The sequence below is a fragment of the Cupriavidus sp. FW216-B1 genome (genome assembly GCF_058789195.1).
Map to the genome: position 1 here is coordinate 18,724 of NZ_JBYTEL010000002.1, position 15,020 is coordinate 33,743.

The following is a 15,020-nucleotide window of genomic DNA, read 5'->3' on the forward strand; positions in this document are numbered from 1 at the left end:
CGGCAGCGTGGCCGCCGCGTGCGGCTTGGCGTGATCTTATTACATGGCGCGGCCTAGGCGCTGGCGCGCTGCGCGAACAGCGAGTCCCACAAGCCGTCGACGCGCGCCTTCACGGCGTCGTCCATACGGATCGGGCGGCCCCATTCGCGCGTGGTCTCGCCGGGCCACTTGTCGGTGGCGTCGATGCCCATCTTGGAGCCCAGGCCCGAGACCGGCGAGGCGAAGTCCAGGTAGTCGATGGGCGTGTTGTCCACCAGCACGGTATCGCGCGACGGGTCCACGCGCGTGGTGATGGCCCAGATCACTTCCTTCCAGTCGCGCACGTCGACGTCGTCGTCCACCACCACGATGAACTTGGTGTACATGAACTGCCGCAGGAAGCTCCACACGCCGAACATCACGCGCTTGGCGTGGCCGGCGTACTGCTTCTTCATGCGCACCACCGCCATGCGGTAGCTGCAGCCCTCGGGCGGCAGGTAGAAGTCGGTGATCTCGGGGAACTGCTTCTGCAGCAGCGGCACGAACACCTCGTTGAGCGCCACGCCGAGGATGGCCGGCTCGTCGGGCGGCTTGCCGGTATAGGTGGAGTGGTAGATCGGGTCGCGCCGCATGGTGATGCGGTCGATGGTGAAGACCGGGAACCAGTCCTGCTCGTTGTAATAGCCGGTGTGGTCGCCGTAGGGGCCTTCCAGCGCGTGCTGGTAGCCGCTCGGGTGGCCGGGGTCGGGCTGGATATGGCCTTCGAGCACGATCTCGGCCGAGGCCGGCACGCTCAGCTCGGACAGCGTGGGCGTGAGGCAGCCGGCCAGCGCGGTGCGGCTGCCGCGCAGCAGGCCGGCGAACTGGTATTCGGACAGCGTGTCCGGCACCGGCGTCACGGCGCCGAGGATGGTGGCCGGGTCGGCGCCCAGCGCCACGGCGATCGGGAACGGCTTGCCCGGGCTGGCCAGCGCGTGCTCGCGGAAATCCAGCGCGCCGCCGCGATGCGCGAGCCAGCGCATGATGACCTGGTTGCGGCTGATGACCTGCTGGCGGTAGATGCCCAGGTTCTGGCGCTTCTTGTGCGGGCCCTTGGTGACCACCAGCCCCCAGGTGATCAGCGGCGCGGCGTCCTCCGGCCAGCAGGTCTGGATCGGCAGGCGCGCGAGATCGACGTCGTTGCCTTCCCACACCACTTCCTGGCAGGCGGGGCTGTTCACGCGCTTGGGCGCCATGTCCCACACCGACTTGGCCAGCGTGAACAGCTTGCCCGCTTCGCGCAGGCCGCGCGGCGGCTCGGGCTCCTTGAGCGCGGACAGCACGCGGCCGATGTCGCGCAGGTCGGCCAGGCTTTCGGCGCCCATGCCCAGCGCAACCCTGCGTGTCGTGCCGAACAGATTGGCCAGCACGGGCACGCTATAAGTCTGTCCAGGACGCTGCGGATCGCTCGGTCTTTCGAACACGACGGCGGGTCCTTCCGCCCGCAACAGCCTGTCGCAGATCTCGGTCATTTCGAGGTTGGGCGACACCGGCACGCCGATCCGCTTCAGTTCGCCGAGGCCTTCAAGCTGGCCGATGAAATCGCGCAAGTCGTTGTATTTCATAGTGAATTCTGTTGGTGCCTGGACGCGGCAAAATGCCCGCGCCGGCAATGAATGCGGATCTTCGTGCACATCCGCATGGCGTGGCGAAAAAAAATCGCCCTGATTTACATCATCAAATTGTAAATTTTTTTCCCGCGCCGGCGCTGGGGGAGACTGCTCCGATGCTTTACCAGTACTGACTTTCGCCGAATTCGGGGGAGGCGGAAGCGGCGTAAAGGACATTGTTACATATAACTACAAGCTATGACTTTTGGCATCGTTATTCTTGACGATGTATAAAAGCGTTCCTACAATCCGGTTCTGCTCGTTGGAGTGTTGCGTCGCAGCACATTTTTTTCCTCCCTGTCAAGGGGCTGGCAAAAAAACATCCATCTCTGATCACTAAGCGGATTCGCCTGAGCAAGGGCGGGTCCCGATCGATTGTCCCGGCGCTGGCCGGGTGCATTGAGTAGTTCGCGGCAGGGCAGGCTCCCCCAAGAGCCTACCCTGTTTCTCGTTGGGCGCATGGGGAGCGCCCACCAACAGGTGCTGGCAGCCTTTGCTAGGCAGTGCAGCATCCTTACTTGAGTACGCGGTCATCGGCGTGAGGCGTTTCGGCGCGGCACGATGCGAACGGCGGATGGAGGTAAGTATGAGTGGTTGGAAAACCCTTCATCTTCCCGGTGTCGGACGGGCATTGCAGGTCCGCTTCAGACAACCGGTTCCCGGGGTGAGTCGGGCATTGCAAGTCCGTCTCGCACACCGGGTGGCGGGTCGCGCCTTCCGGGGCGGCCGCGCCACAGTGAAATATGCCCTGAACAGTCTCGGGGTGGTGTCGGTGGTCGCGGCGGTCTCGCTGGCGGTCAGCCAGGAATGGCGCACGGCCCTGGCCGGCGCGCTGGCCGGGGACGAAGCGCCGGCGGTGCTCATGGAAGCCGCGGTGCCCGGTGCCTCGGCCGACGTGGCCGCGGCCAAGCTCGGCCTGGCACCGGCTCCGGTGCTGGCCAAGGCGCCGGGCCTGCCGACGGTATCCGGCACCGACGACTGGAACCAGCCGGCCGGCAAGGTGCCCTCCGTGGCCCACCTGGCCGCGCAGATTCCGGCGCAGCGCGTGGCGCTCGACGCCCGCAACCCGACCACGCTCGGCAGCGCGCGCGAGCAGGCCGTGGTGGCGGACTACATTGCCCGCAAGTACCGCGTGGCGGCGCAGGCCACCGCGCAACTGGTGAAGGCCGCGTACCTGACCGGGCGCGAGGTCGGCATCGATCCGCTGCTGATCCTGGGCGTGATCGCCATCGAGTCCAGCTTCAACCCGTACGCCGAGAGCGGCGTCGGCGCGCAGGGCCTGATGCAGGTCATGACCAAGGTCCACCAGGACAAGTACGAGGCCGTGGGCGGCGTGGCAGCCGCGCTCAACCCGTATGCCAACATCAAGATCGGCGCGCTGGTGCTCAAGGACTGCATCGCCCGCGCCGGCTCGCTCGAAGGCGGCCTGAAGTTCTACGTGGGCGCGTCCAGCAACACCGACGGCGGCTACGGCGCCAAGGTGCTGGCCGAGCGGGCCCGCCTGCGCCAGCTTCCGGGCGTGCACAGCGCACCGGAGCCGGTCGCGGCCAAGCCCGAGGCGGAGGCCGACGCCAATGCCAAGTCGCAGGCCCAGGCCGTGCATCACCAGGGCAACGGCGACAAGCTGGAAGCGGCCGGCAACGTGCCGAAGAGCGCCTGATCGTCCGAGTGCCCGAGGCCGCGGGCCGCGCGGCTTGCCGCGCAACAGGGAAAAGTACCCCCGAGGGGCTGGCCGTCAGCAAAAGGCGTTGAAAGCCCCAGGAGGGTCGAGAAGTCAAAAAAGCCCCGCGAAGCTGCCTTCGCGGGGCTTTTCTTGTATTGCCGATCCGTCTTGCCCGAGAGGCTGGTCCGAGAGGCCGGCCTAGTTGCTGCTGTGTGATTTCCCGCAGCTTCCGCGCGAGGATCAGGCGCTGCCCCAGGCGCTCCAGAGCGGCTTCCTGGGGGCGCGGGTGCTTTCTGCTTGCCGCGCTGCCGGGCTCAGGCGAAGAACTTCCGCAGCCGCGCCATCGCTTCTTCGATGTTCGCCATTGAGGTCGCGTAGGAGATGCGGATGTAATCGCTGGCCGTGTACGGGCCGAAGTCCTGGCCCGGCACCATGACCACGCCGGCCTCGTGCAGCATGGCCTGGGTCAGGCTGTCGGAATCGCCGGCGGCGCGATGGTTGACGCCGCGGCAGTCGGCATACACGTAGAAGGCGCCGTCCGGCTTGACCGGCACGTGCAGGCCGAGCGACTCCAGCGCCGGCACGATGGCGTCGCGGCGGCGGCGGAATTCCGCCTTGCGCTCGTCGTAGATGGCCAGCGCCTCGGGCGTGAAGCAGGCCAGCGCGGCATGCTGGGCCACCGCCGAGGCGCAGATGAACAGGTTCTGCGCAACCTTCTCGAACGCGTCCACCAGCGCGTCGGGCACCACCAGCCAGCCCAGGCGCCATCCCGTCATGTTGAAGTACTTGGAGAAGCTGTTGACCGTGACCACGTCGTCGTCCAGGCTCAGCGCCGACACCGGCGGCGCGTCGTACGACAGGCCCTGGTAGATCTCGTCGACGATGGCGAAGCCGCGGCGCGCGCGCACGGCGGCGAGGATGCGCGCGAGCTCGTCCGGCAGGATCGAGGTGCCGGTCGGGTTCGAGGGCGACGCCAGCAGCACGCCGCGGGTGTGCGCGTGCCAGTTGGCCTCGACCTGCTCGGCGGTGAGCTGGAAGCGCTCGGCCGGGCCGCTCGGGATCATCTTCGCGCGGCCGTCGAAGGCCGCCACGAAATGGCGGTTGCACGGATAGCTGGGGTCCGGCATCAGCACCTCGGCGCCGATCTCCACCAGCACCGCGCAGGCCAGCAGCAGCGCGCCCGAGGCGCCGGCGGTGACGATCACGCGGCGCGCCGGCACGTCGATCCCGTAGGCGCTCTTGTAGTGGGCGGCGATGGCCTCGCGCAGCGGCATGATGCCGAGCGCGCCGGTGTACTGGGTGACGCCGCGGCGCATGGCCGCCTCCGCCGCCCTGACCACCGGCTCGGCCGCGGTGAAGTCGGGCTCGCCGATGCCCATGTGGATGATGTGGCGCCCGGCCCGCTCCAGTTCGGCGGCCTGCTTGGCCAGTTCCATCACGTGGAAGGCGTCGATGTGGGCGAGGCGGGAGGCGGTGGCGAGGCGCTGCGGGTTCATGGCGGGTAGCGGAGTAAGGGGATGAAGCCTGGGGGAATGAAGCCTGGCCGGCCCGTTGGTCGATCGGGGCCGCCGGCGAAAGTGAAAACACCCGCCTGGAGCGGGTGTCGTCGTGGCAGGGGCGCCGCGCGGGCGGCGCCGGCTGCCGGGCTCAGCGTCGCGCGGCCAGTTCGGGCGCGCGCACCTGGGCGGCCAGCTTGTCCAGCACGCCGTTGACGTATTTGTAGCCTTCCACGCCGCCGAAGGTCTTGGTCAGTTCCACGGCTTCGTTGATGACGACCTTGTACGGGATGTCGATGCAGTGCACCAGCTCGTAGCTGCCGATCAGCAGCGCGGCGCGCTCGACCGGCGACAGCTCGTCCACCGGGCGGTCCAGGAACGGCGCGAACACGCCGGTCAGCGTGCTTTCCTCGCGGATCGCGCCGTTGAGCAGCGCGTCGAAATGCTCGCGGTCGGCCTTATTGAAGCCCTGCGCGTCATGCAGGTGGGCCTGGATGGCGCCGGTGTCGTTGCGGTTCAGCAGCCACTGGTACAGACCCTGCAGCGCGAGCTCGCGCGAGCGGCGGCGCGCGCTCTTGGGCGCCGCCTTGGGCTCGGACTTGCCTGCCGGGGCCGCGGGTTTGCCGGCCGGGTTGCTGCTCTCGGGCGCGTCACTCATCGTCGTCCTCGTCTTCGTCCTCTTCCTGGCTGCGCAGCGAATCCAGCGCCGCGACCAGGTTGGCCATTTCCACCGCGGCGCGGGCGCAGTCGCGGCCCTTCTCGCGGGTGCGGGCATGCGCCTGGGCGTCGGTGTCGACGGTCAGGATGCCGTTGGCGATGGGCACGTTGAAGTCCAGGCCCACGCGGGTGATGCCGGCGCCCGATTCGTTCGAAACCAGCTCGAAGTGGTAGGTCTCGCCGCGCACCACGGCGCCGAGCGCGATCAGCGCGTCGAACTGGCCGCTTTCGGCCATCTTCTGCAGCGCCAGCGGCACTTCCAGCGCGCCGGGCACCGTCACCACGAGGGTGTCTTCGCCTTCGATGCCCAGCTTTTCCAGCTCGGCGACGCAGGCTTCGCGCAGCTCGTCGCAGACCGGCTCGTTGAAGCGGGCCTGCACGATGCCGATACGCAGGCCTTCGCCTTCGAGGTTGCTGGGGTAGAAACCGTGATCCATCTGTATTCTCCTGGGTTCGGTTCGCGGCCGGCGCGATCGGGAAAGGCGCGGCCGCCGGTATGCGGTGTTCGGGTCGGTGTATCAGTCTGCCTGGCCGCGCATGGGCTGGTAGCCGGTCACTTCCAGGTCGTAGCCGGTCATGCTCGGCATCTTCAGCGGCGAAGCCAGCACGCGCATCTTGCCCACGCCGACATCCTTGAGGATCTGCGCGCCGGTGCCGTAGGTGCGCAGGTCCGGCTTGTGGCGCGAGCGGTCCTGCGGCGCGTCGAGCGCCGAGAACTGCGCGAACAGCTGCGTCGAGCAGTCGCCGCAGTTCAGCAGCACCATCACGCCGTGCTCGGCCTCGGCGATGGCCTCGAGCGCGGCGGGCACGCTCCACGAATGCGTGGTGCGCGACACTTCCAGCAGGTCCAGCGTGGACAGCGGCTCGTGCACGCGCACCAGCGTCTCGCGGTCCGGGCGCGGCGTGCCCTTGACCAGCGCCAGGTGGGCGCGGCCGCTCGGCTTGTCGCGGTAGATGATGCTGTGGAAGGTGCCGTAGGGCGTCTGCATGCTGCGCTCGCCGGCGCGCTCGATGATGCTCTCGGTGCGGCTGCGGTAGTGGATCAGGTCGGCAATGGTGCCGATCTTGATGTCGTGCTCGCGCGCGAACTCGATCAGGTCGGGCAGGCGCGCCATCGTGCCGTCGTCCTTCATGATCTCGCAGATCACGGCGGCCGGGGTCAGGCCGGCCAGCGTGCCCAGGTCGCAGCCGGCCTCGGTGTGGCCGGCGCGGATCAGCACGCCGCCGGGCTGCGCCGTGAGCGGGAAGATGTGGCCGGGCTGGACCAGGTCGGCCGGGCGGGCGTCCCTGGCGACCGCGGCCTGCACGGTGCGCGCGCGGTCCGCCGCGGAGATGCCGGTGGTCACGCCCTCGGCCGCCTCGATCGACACCGTGAAGTTGGTGCCGTGCACCGTGCCGTTGCGGCTGACCATCGGCTGCAGGTCCAGCTGGCGGCAGCGCTCGGCGGTCAGCGTCAGGCAGATCAGGCCGCGCCCGTACTTCGCCATGAAGTTGATGGCTTCCGGGGTGACGAAATCGGCTGCCAGGACCAGATCGCCTTCGTTCTCGCGGTCTTCCTCATCGACCAGGATGACCATGCGGCCGGCACGGATTTCGGCAATGATGTCTTCGGTACGGGCGATTGTCATGAGGTACGGGCTGCGGCAGGCTGAGGTTGGGGCGGAGTGCGGAGCGCTCTTGGTATTCGGGGCGGGGAAGGCCGGCGTCGTCCGGCCGGCGCCGCCCGGACCGGACCCGGCTGGCCCCGGGGCTGGCCCGGAACTGGCGCGCGCAAGGAAAACCGGCTGGCCGCGGCGGCGGTCTGGCCCGATATTGTACGTCAAGCGCGCCCCTCGGGGCGCGCGGCGGCGATTTCCGGCCGCCGCCGGCCGGCGGGCAGGCTCAGGCGCCTTGCGCGGCCGGCACGCCGGCATGCATGCCCAGCAGCGCCTTCGCCCGTTGCCAGACGATCTCGGCCTGGAAGGCGACCATGACGGCGATCAGCACCATCACCTGCCCGAAGCCGCTGCTGTGGGCCACCGCCGCGCCGGCCATGTAGGCGGCCGCGCCGAGCGCGAACTTCACCAGCACCAGGCCCAGGAACAGCGCGATCGTCAGCTTCGTGCCCTGCGCGTAGACGGCCCCGTTCTCGACCGACAGCGTGGTCAGGCGTCCGCGCACGTAGCCGACCGCCGCGCTCATCGCCAGCCCGCCCAGCAGCAGGGTCCAGGCCAGCGGCGACGCCGGCGCATGGATGCCGCCGGCCACGAAGCCGACGATGGCGTAGATGGCGGCAAGCTTGAAGCGCGACTTGCCGTCCACCTCGCTGCGCACGGTCTGGCGATAGACCGCATAGCAGCACAGCGCGGCGATCAGCAGGATTTGGTGGGTCGTCATGATCTCTTCCTCGTGGTTGTCTGTGCGGGAGCCGGTGCGCGCCCGCGATGGAAACCATCGTAGAAAGGGAAAATGAGCCGAAAATGATGGCGCCTCTCCCGCGGCGGGGAGGGCGCCGGCGGATGCCTACGCCGCGTCCTTGGGCGCGCTCATCATGCGCTCCACGTAGCGCGCGATCAGGTCGATCTCCAGGTTCACGCGCGCGCCGGCCTGCAGGTCCTGCAGCGTGGTGACTTCGATGGTGTGCGGGATCAGGTTGATCGAGAAGGTGCAGCCCTGCGCGTCGTCGCTGACCTTGTTGACCGTCAGCGAGACGCCGTTGACCACCACCGAGCCCTTGTAGGCCAGGTAGCGGCCCAGCTCGCGCGAGGCGCGGATGCGCAGCTCGTGGGATTCGCCCACCGGGGCGAAGTGGGTGACTTCGCCGAGGCCGTCGACGTGGCCGGACACCAGGTGGCCGCCGAGGCGGTCGGCCAGGCGCAGCGCCTTTTCCAGGTTGACGCGGCCCGGACGGTCCAGGCCGGCGGTCTTGCCGAGCGATTCGCGCGACACATCGACGTCGAAGGTGTCGCCTTCGAGCGCGATCACCGTCATGCAGGCGCCCTGGATGGCGATGCTGTCGCCGAGGGCGACGTCGGACAGGTCCAGCCCGGTGGCGCGCACCCGCAGGCGCACCCCGGCGGTTTCGCCGGCGGCCAGCGGGGACACGGTTTCGATGCGGCCGACGGCCGCGACAATGCCAGTAAACATGGTCGGTGGAAGCGTGGAAGAGGCGATGGGGAAAACATGCATGCTAGCAGGTGCGCGGCGGTTTCGTTGTCGCCGTTTCCCGTTTCCCGTTCGTCGCCCCCGCCCGCCGCCATGCGCGCCGCCGGCGGCGCGCCCCGCTCCCGCGCCTGCTGTTATGCGTGGTCGATGCGCCGGGCGAGCAGGCGCAGGTCTTCGCCGACCATGCGCACGTCGTGCCAGCGGAAGGCGGCCGCGTCCTGCAGGCGCGCCAGCGGCGGCAGGTTGAACATGCCCTGCGCGTCGCCGAGCAGCTTGGGCGCGAGGTAGACCAATAGTTCGTCGACGCAATGCTCGCGGATCAGCGAGCCGTTGAGCTTGAAGCCGGCCTCCACGTGCAGCTCGTTGATGCCGCGCCGGCCCAGTTCCTCCAGCATGCGGCGCAGCTCCACCTTGCCGTGCGGGTTGGGCAGCACCACCACCTCGGCGCCGCGCGCTTCCAGCGCGCGCCGGCGGGCGGCGTCGTCGAAGGCGCAGAACACCAGCACGGGCTTGGCGAAGTCGCCCGTGTCGGGGATCAGCAGGCGCGCGTCCAGCGGGATCTCCAGGCGCGAATCCACCACCACGCGCTGCGGCTGGCGCGGCGTCTCGACCGCGCGCACGTTCAGTTGCGGGTTGTCGTCGCGCACCGTGCCGATGCCGGTGAGGATGGCGCTGGCGCGCGCGCGCCAGGCATGGCCGTCGTCGCGCGCGGCCTGTCCGGTGATCCACTGGCTGGTGCCGTCGTGCAGCGCGGTGCCGCCGTCGAGCGAGGCCGCCACCTTGACGCGCACCCACGGCAGGCCGCGCGTCATGCGCGAGACGAAGCCGATATTGAGTTCGCGCGCCTCTTTCTCCAGCAGGCCGCAGCGCACGTCGATGCCCGCCTCGCGCAGGCGCTGCAGGCCGCGCCCGGATACCGCGGGGTTCGGGTCTTCCATCGCCGCGACCACGCAGGCGATGCCGGCGCGCACCAGCGCATCGGCGCACGGCGGCGTGCGGCCGAAATGGCTGCACGGCTCGAGCGTGACGTAGGCGGTCGCGCCTGCGGGATCGTGGCCATGCGCGGTGGCGTCCTTGAGCGCCTGGATTTCCGCGTGGTCCTGGCCGGCGGGCTGGGTGAAGCCCTGGCCGATGACCTTGCCGTCCTTCGACAGCACGCAGCCGACGCGCGGATTGGGCGTGGTGGTGTACATGCCTCGCGCGGCCAGCGCGAGAGCCTGTGCCATGGCTGCGTGATCGGTATCTGAGAACATGAGGCTAGGTGTGCTTTCTGGTCGCGCGCGCGGCGCGTTGGATGAGGGTCGGCAACGGGTGCCGACGGGTTCCGGTGTCATGGCGCTCCGGCCTGGAGCGGGCCGTCGCAGTCCGCGTCCCGCCCCGGCGTGCACATGCGGACACGGCCGTGCGCGCCGAGCTTCAGCAGCCGTTGTTCGCCGCGGCAGCTCACGGTGAAGGTGGCGGCAAGAAAACCGCCTTGCTCCGAACGAGAGTATCCCACAGCTGTCATGCGCAGCGCATGGCTGCCCGGCGCGGTGGAGCGCAGCCCGATGCGCAGGCAGGCGCCGTGCGTCTGCACCACGGCGAAGGCATCCCCGGCGTGCCCGTCCGCCGATGCCCGCGCCGACGCCAGGCTCAGGCGCCAGCCGCGGTCCAGCGCGAGGCTGTCTGGCAGCGGCGACAGGACCACATCCTCGCGCCTGGCCACGGCCGTGGCGCGCGCCAGCGCGAGCGAGCCGGCCAGCCGGTCTGCCGCCAGTTCGACCTGCTGCCGGGCCAGCAGCCGTTGCCAGGACGGCCATGCCGCTGCCGCGAGGATGGCCAGCACGGCGAGGCAGGTGAGCAGCTCGGCCAGCGTGGCGCCGCGGTTTGTCCCGTCTGTCCGGCGTACGCGGTGCGGAGCCATTGTTCAGCAGGCCGGCGGCAGCGGCACCGGTTCGGCGGCGAAGGGCGGGTGCGCGAGCCATTCCCCGGTGCTGCGCAGGATCAGCGTCCCGCACGGCGCATCGGGCCGCTGCGGCACCGCGCGCAACTCGACGCAGCGCTCCAGCCCGGCGCCCGGGCACGCGCCGGCGCTGATCAGGTGGCGCGAGCGTACCGGCGGCGCCGGCACGGGGCGCGGCCACCGGCCGGCCACCAGCGTGCCGCCGGGCTCCGCCGCGAAGGTCATGGCGGCCAGCGCGTGGCGCTCCAGTTCCAGCATGCCGCCGATCAGCGCGCTGCGCGCCTCGGCGCGCCAGCCGCGCTCGACATGGCGGTGCCAGGCGGGAATGACCATTGCGGCAAGGATCGCGGCGATGGTCAGCGTGACCAGCAATTCGAGCAGCGTGAAGCCGCATGGGCGTGGCCGGCGTGTCATGGGCGGTTCTCCGGGTACTGCCCGCCGTGGCGGGCGGTGGTGGAAAGCGGGCTTGGCGCGGGATCTCAAGGGACGCCCGCGCGGATCAGTTCCCGCCAGCGCAGGCGGCCGGTGCGGCGGCTGGCCACGGTGCCGTCGAGCGGCGTGGCGTGGCCGGCTTCGACCGACCAGAGCGTCAGCGCCACCGTCTCGCGCGCGGCGCGGCCCGGGCGCGGCGGTTCAGCGGCGGCGAGCGGCATGCGGGCGAGGGCGATGGTGGCGCCCGCGCCGGCGGCGTCCGGCCGGATCGGGGCGGCTTTGCCGGCGAACTCGCCGGCGAACTTGCCGGCGGACGCCGGGGCGCCGTCCAGCGCCCGGACCAGGTAGCCGCGCTGGCGGCCATCCGGCGTGCGCGTGAGCAGCGCCACATGGCCCGGGTCGGCGGGAAGGAGCCGTTCGAGGCGCTCGCCGGGGTTGGCCAGCGGCAGGCGCCAGCCGGCCTCGCTCCCGTTTCCGGCATTGGCCGGGGCGGGGGGATCGGGCACGGCGACGACATGGTGGCCGCTGCCGTACACCACCAGATGGCCGCCCGCCGCGCTGAACACTTCCGGCGCGGCGGACATGGCCGGCGCGGTAGGTTGCCGGGCGGGCGTGCCGGGGCCGTGCAGGCAGCGGCCGTCCGCGCGCCACGGCGCCGGGCCGCGCAGGCCGAAGCGCCAGAGCCGGCCGGCGCCGTCCACCGCGTAGGCCGCCACGGCGAGGCCGGCCGCGTCGGACAGCACGGTCGCGGCGAGCAGGGTCGCGCCGGCCGTGCCGGCCCCGCAGCCGCCCGCGGGCAGGCGCAGGTGTTGCGCGGCGTACTTTCCGCGCCACGGCGCGTCGGCGGGTTTGTCGAGCGGCAGCAAGGCGAGCCCGCCCACGGCCAGCGGCACCAGCGCATGCCACCGCTGTCCGCCCGGCGCCGGCAGGGCCAGCGCGCGGACCGGCCCCGCGGGCGCGAGCGGCAGCGCGGGGGAGGCGGCGGTTTCCCACAGCGGCCCGGCCGGCGGCGCAGACGCGGCATCCGTGATGTCGAGCGCGAACACGGCTGCCGGCGATGCGCCCGCCGCCACGCCGCAGAGCAGGACCGTGCGCCAGCGCTCCGGCTCGAGTTGCACGTCGGCCGCTTCGGGATATGGGCAGGGTGTGCTGGTGGATGTTGGCCGTGGCGCCTGCTCTTGCCGTCTTCGGGCGCCCGGCTCGCCGCCGGTGTGGCCTGCGGCAATCCCCGGCAGGTAAGCCAGCACTTCCTCTCCGCTGCCCGCGTCGAACGCATGCAGCACGCCCGCCTGCGTGCCCAGCCAGACCAGCGGCGCGCGCGCGGCATGCCTCGCGGCGAAGCCGGCATGGCCGGGCCGGCCGGGCATCCACGCCGGCGGCGGCACGAGCACCGGCCTGGCGCCGGCCGCGCTGCGCGCGAGCGGCGCACGGCGCAGCGCGGCCAGGCGCGCCGCCACGGCATCGTCCGCGCTTGCGCGCGCCGTGAGCAGCCTGCGCGACGCCGGCTCGCGCAGCGCGAGCCGGGCGTCGGCTTCCCATGCGATGGCCGGCACGTGCCGGGCGCGCGGCGGCGCGGCGGCGGGCAGGGCATAGGCAAGCAGTTGGCCGGTCCCCGGCTGCGGGCCGGGCCGTGCAACGTAAGTGAGTGCCTGCGGTGAGGCGGCGCCGGCACTGCCGCACGCCAGCCCGGCGAGCAGTCCCGCAAGCGGCCTCATGAACAGTCTCGCAAGCAGAAGCGTTACAAGTAGCCTCACAGGCAGTCCCGCATGCAGTCTCGCAAGCAGCGCGGCGAGCACGCGGCGCGGCACGACGGCGCGCCTCATGGCTGAAACTCGGTCTGCAGCAGGGCGCGCACCGCCGGGTCGCGCCCCGCGCCCAGCGCGGTGATGCGAAAGCGCGGCTTCGTGTTCTTTCCCGCGTCGCCGTAGCCGGGCGTCAGCCATGCGCCGGGAGGGCGTTCGTGCAGCAGTTCGATCACGTAGCGCGGCAGCGCGGCCGCGCCGGCGACGCCGGCCGGAAGCGCCGGCAGGGCGATGCCCGTGAAGGTGCCGGCGGCTATGCCGGTTGCCGCGTCGGGGCCGCGCGCGTCGAGCCAGTCGTTCCATACCGGCGGCATGCCCGGCGCGGGCCGGCACAGCCCGCGCTGCGCGCCGCCCGCGCACTGTCCGGGCGGCGGCCACGCGGCCAGGCGCGCGTCGGCGCCGATGGCGCCGGCGCGCAGCGCCAGCAGCAGGTCGGCCTCGGCGTCCAGCAGCGCCGCCTCCGCGGCGCGGAAGGCGATCTCGCGCTCGAGCTGGTAGGCCCCGACCTGCCGCGCGGAGAGCAGGAAATGGAGACCGGCCGCGGTGGTGGCGGCAACCAGCAGCAGCATCGTGCCGACCAGCAGCAGCGTCGTGCTGCCGGCCATGCGCGGGCGCGGCGCGAGCGCGGCGGCGTTCAGCACAGCGTCTCCGCGCATGGCGCCGGATTGCGCAGCCGCACCGAGGCGGTGAACACGCGGCGCAGCAGCGCGGGCCGGTCCGCTGGCTCGAACGCCACCGCGCCGTCCTGCGCGGCGGGCGCGGGCGGAAACAGGACGAGGGCCGGCGCCCGCGCGCGCTGCGCCAGCGGACGTTCGCCACGCAGGACCAGCGCGACCTGCACGGCGAGCACGCCGTGCCATGCCGGCATGCCGCGCCGGCTCATCTCCTCGGCGCGCAGGAACGTGTCGGGCCTGCCGTCGCCGGTGGTGTCGATGCCGTAGCGCAACCTCATCGTCTCGACACCGCGCACCAGCGCGCCGGAGGTCCAGCTACCGGCCTGCGCCTGTCCGTCGCGCCGGCTGGCATAGCGGCACAGCAACTGCGGTTCGCCGTCGGCACCGCTGGCCACGTAGAGCAAGTTGGCGCCCGCATACGGCGTTTCCTTTGCGGCATCGCCCACGCTCCGCGCCGCCAGCGCATAACCGCTGCAATCCACCATGGTGCGGTCCGGCAGCGCGGGCTGCCGCTCGCGCCCGCTGCCGCTGAAGCGCACCAGCAGCGCATCGCTGCCATTGACGCCGCGGCGCGCGCAGGCGGGCACCGGGCCGATGCCGGGCTGCCCGCAGTCGTCGCGCCCCGACACGGCGGGCGGCGCCTGCGCCGGCATGGCCGCCGCATCCGGCCGCCAGCCGCCGTGGCGGATCAGCTGGGCAATGATGGCAAGCGCGTGCTGGCCGCGCTCTTCGAGCAGCACGAGATCGACGGCGGTGCGATAGGCGACCTGGACCGCGTGGAAGGACGACGCCGCCAGCGCGCTTACCAGCAGGCCCAGCGCAAGGCCGGTCATCAGTTCGACCAGCGTGAAGCCTTGCCGGCGCCGGCGCCGGGCCGTGCGTGCGGTCTTCATGGCCGGATCCACAGGGCGATGGCGCGCAGGGCCGCGCTGCTGCCGCCGGTGCCGCCGGCGCGTGCGGCCCGGGCGTGCAGCGGACCGGCCACCGCCAGCCTTGGTCCAGCCGCGCAGGCGGGCTCGTCGTTTTCATCGCCCGTGAAGGTGAGCGAATCGCACAGGCGCACGTGCAGCCGCCCCGCGTTTCCGCGCGCCCGCAGCAAGGCCAGCACCTGCGCCGGGTCCTCCAGTTCCGCCAGTTCGGCGCCCGCGCGCGTGACATGGCCGAGCGCCTCGTATTGGCGCACGGCGCCGAGCGCGGCGGGCGCAAGCGCGGCGAGCGGGAGCAGCCCGATGCCCAGCACCGCGAGCGCGGCGAGGGCTTCGATCAGGAGGTAGCCGCGCGGCGCGCGGTGCGGCGCATGTGGCCGGTCGGCAGGGCGGCCTGTCCGGCTGGTTCGGCCTGTTCGCAACGGCATGGCGATCTCGCGTGGCAGGGGATGGCCAGACGATAGCCGCGCGGCGGGGCTGGAAATGTTCCAGATTGTGGAGACTGGCTGTGGACGATTCTCAAAATCACCGGGCTACGCCAGCCGGGCCGGCCGCGCGCGCCGCGCGCCGATACCGCGCGCCGATGCCCGCGCACT

15 protein-coding genes are annotated in these 15,020 nt (G+C 71.5%); 1 reads left to right on the forward strand and 14 read right to left on the reverse strand.

All coding sequences use genetic code 11. From position 1 onward, the window contains the following. Positions 1-53 precede the first annotated feature (53 nt). Positions 54-1,583, reverse strand: coding sequence for a 4-hydroxy-3-polyprenylbenzoate decarboxylase (gene ubiD / locus AC3WXD_RS06960; protein ID WP_454732065.1), 1,530 nt, complete (start codon positions 1,581-1,583; stop codon positions 54-56). A gap of 631 nt (positions 1,584-2,214) precedes the next feature. Here ubiD and AC3WXD_RS06965 point away from each other — a divergent pair. Further along, positions 2,215-3,288 (forward strand): transglycosylase SLT domain-containing protein, encoded by a 1,074-nt coding sequence (locus tag AC3WXD_RS06965; RefSeq protein ID WP_492323378.1) that lies wholly within the window; start codon positions 2,215-2,217, stop codon positions 3,286-3,288. 317 nt (positions 3,289-3,605) lie between these two features. Here the strand turns inward: AC3WXD_RS06965 and AC3WXD_RS06970 are convergent, their stop codons facing one another. From AC3WXD_RS06970 to AC3WXD_RS07030, 13 genes are all read right to left on the reverse strand, one after another. Next, on the reverse strand, positions 3,606-4,787 hold the full coding sequence (locus tag AC3WXD_RS06970) for a pyridoxal phosphate-dependent aminotransferase (RefSeq protein ID WP_020204248.1): 1,182 nt from the start codon (positions 4,785-4,787) through the stop codon (positions 3,606-3,608). A gap of 151 nt (positions 4,788-4,938) precedes the next feature. Next, on the reverse strand, positions 4,939-5,445 hold the full coding sequence (nusB, locus tag AC3WXD_RS06975) for a transcription antitermination factor NusB (protein WP_020204249.1): 507 nt from the start codon (positions 5,443-5,445) through the stop codon (positions 4,939-4,941). Next, complete coding sequence (gene ribH, locus AC3WXD_RS06980) at positions 5,438-5,941, reverse strand: 6,7-dimethyl-8-ribityllumazine synthase (RefSeq protein ID WP_020204250.1); 504 nt, start codon at positions 5,939-5,941, stop codon at positions 5,438-5,440. Before ribH ends, nusB begins: the two co-directional genes overlap by 8 nt. Positions 5,942-6,022: 81 nt before the next feature. After that, positions 6,023-7,132, reverse strand: coding sequence for a bifunctional 3,4-dihydroxy-2-butanone-4-phosphate synthase/GTP cyclohydrolase II (gene ribBA / locus AC3WXD_RS06985; protein WP_020204251.1), 1,110 nt, complete (start codon positions 7,130-7,132; stop codon positions 6,023-6,025). A 253-nt stretch (positions 7,133-7,385) separates the two neighbouring features. After that, complete coding sequence (locus AC3WXD_RS06990) at positions 7,386-7,880, reverse strand: DUF1453 family protein (protein ID WP_020204252.1); 495 nt, start codon at positions 7,878-7,880, stop codon at positions 7,386-7,388. Positions 7,881-8,006: 126 nt separating this feature from the next. Beyond that, on the reverse strand, positions 8,007-8,630 hold the full coding sequence (locus tag AC3WXD_RS06995) for a riboflavin synthase (RefSeq protein ID WP_020204253.1): 624 nt from the start codon (positions 8,628-8,630) through the stop codon (positions 8,007-8,009). A gap of 152 nt (positions 8,631-8,782) precedes the next feature. Further along, positions 8,783-9,901 (reverse strand): bifunctional diaminohydroxyphosphoribosylaminopyrimidine deaminase/5-amino-6-(5-phosphoribosylamino)uracil reductase RibD, encoded by a 1,119-nt coding sequence (gene ribD, locus AC3WXD_RS07000; RefSeq protein WP_492323379.1) that lies wholly within the window; start codon positions 9,899-9,901, stop codon positions 8,783-8,785. Between the two features lie 77 nt (positions 9,902-9,978). Further along, positions 9,979-10,551 (reverse strand): GspH/FimT family pseudopilin, encoded by a 573-nt coding sequence (locus AC3WXD_RS07005; RefSeq protein WP_020204255.1) that lies wholly within the window; start codon positions 10,549-10,551, stop codon positions 9,979-9,981. A gap of 3 nt (positions 10,552-10,554) precedes the next feature. Further along, entirely contained in the window at positions 10,555-11,004 is a 450-nt protein-coding gene (locus AC3WXD_RS07010) for a type IV pilin protein (protein WP_492323380.1), read from the reverse strand. Between the two features lie 65 nt (positions 11,005-11,069). After that, positions 11,070-12,737 (reverse strand): pilus assembly protein PilY, encoded by a 1,668-nt coding sequence (locus AC3WXD_RS07015; protein ID WP_492323381.1) that lies wholly within the window; start codon positions 12,735-12,737, stop codon positions 11,070-11,072. 104 nt (positions 12,738-12,841) lie between these two features. Beyond that, the gene (locus AC3WXD_RS07020) at positions 12,842-13,465 is read right to left on the reverse strand and encodes a pilus assembly protein (protein WP_492323382.1); all 624 of its coding nucleotides are present in this window, start codon (positions 13,463-13,465) and stop codon (positions 12,842-12,844) included. Continuing rightward, positions 13,459-14,391 (reverse strand): PilW family protein, encoded by a 933-nt coding sequence (locus tag AC3WXD_RS07025; RefSeq protein WP_492323383.1) that lies wholly within the window; start codon positions 14,389-14,391, stop codon positions 13,459-13,461. Before AC3WXD_RS07025 ends, AC3WXD_RS07020 begins: the two co-directional genes overlap by 7 nt. Continuing rightward, positions 14,388-14,852 carry a hypothetical protein gene (locus AC3WXD_RS07030; RefSeq protein ID WP_492323384.1) on the reverse strand — a complete coding sequence of 155 codons (465 nt, stop codon included), beginning with the start codon at positions 14,850-14,852 and terminating at the stop codon, positions 14,388-14,390. The genes AC3WXD_RS07025 and AC3WXD_RS07030 overlap by 4 nt, the downstream gene beginning before the upstream one ends. Positions 14,853-15,020 lie beyond the last annotated feature (168 nt).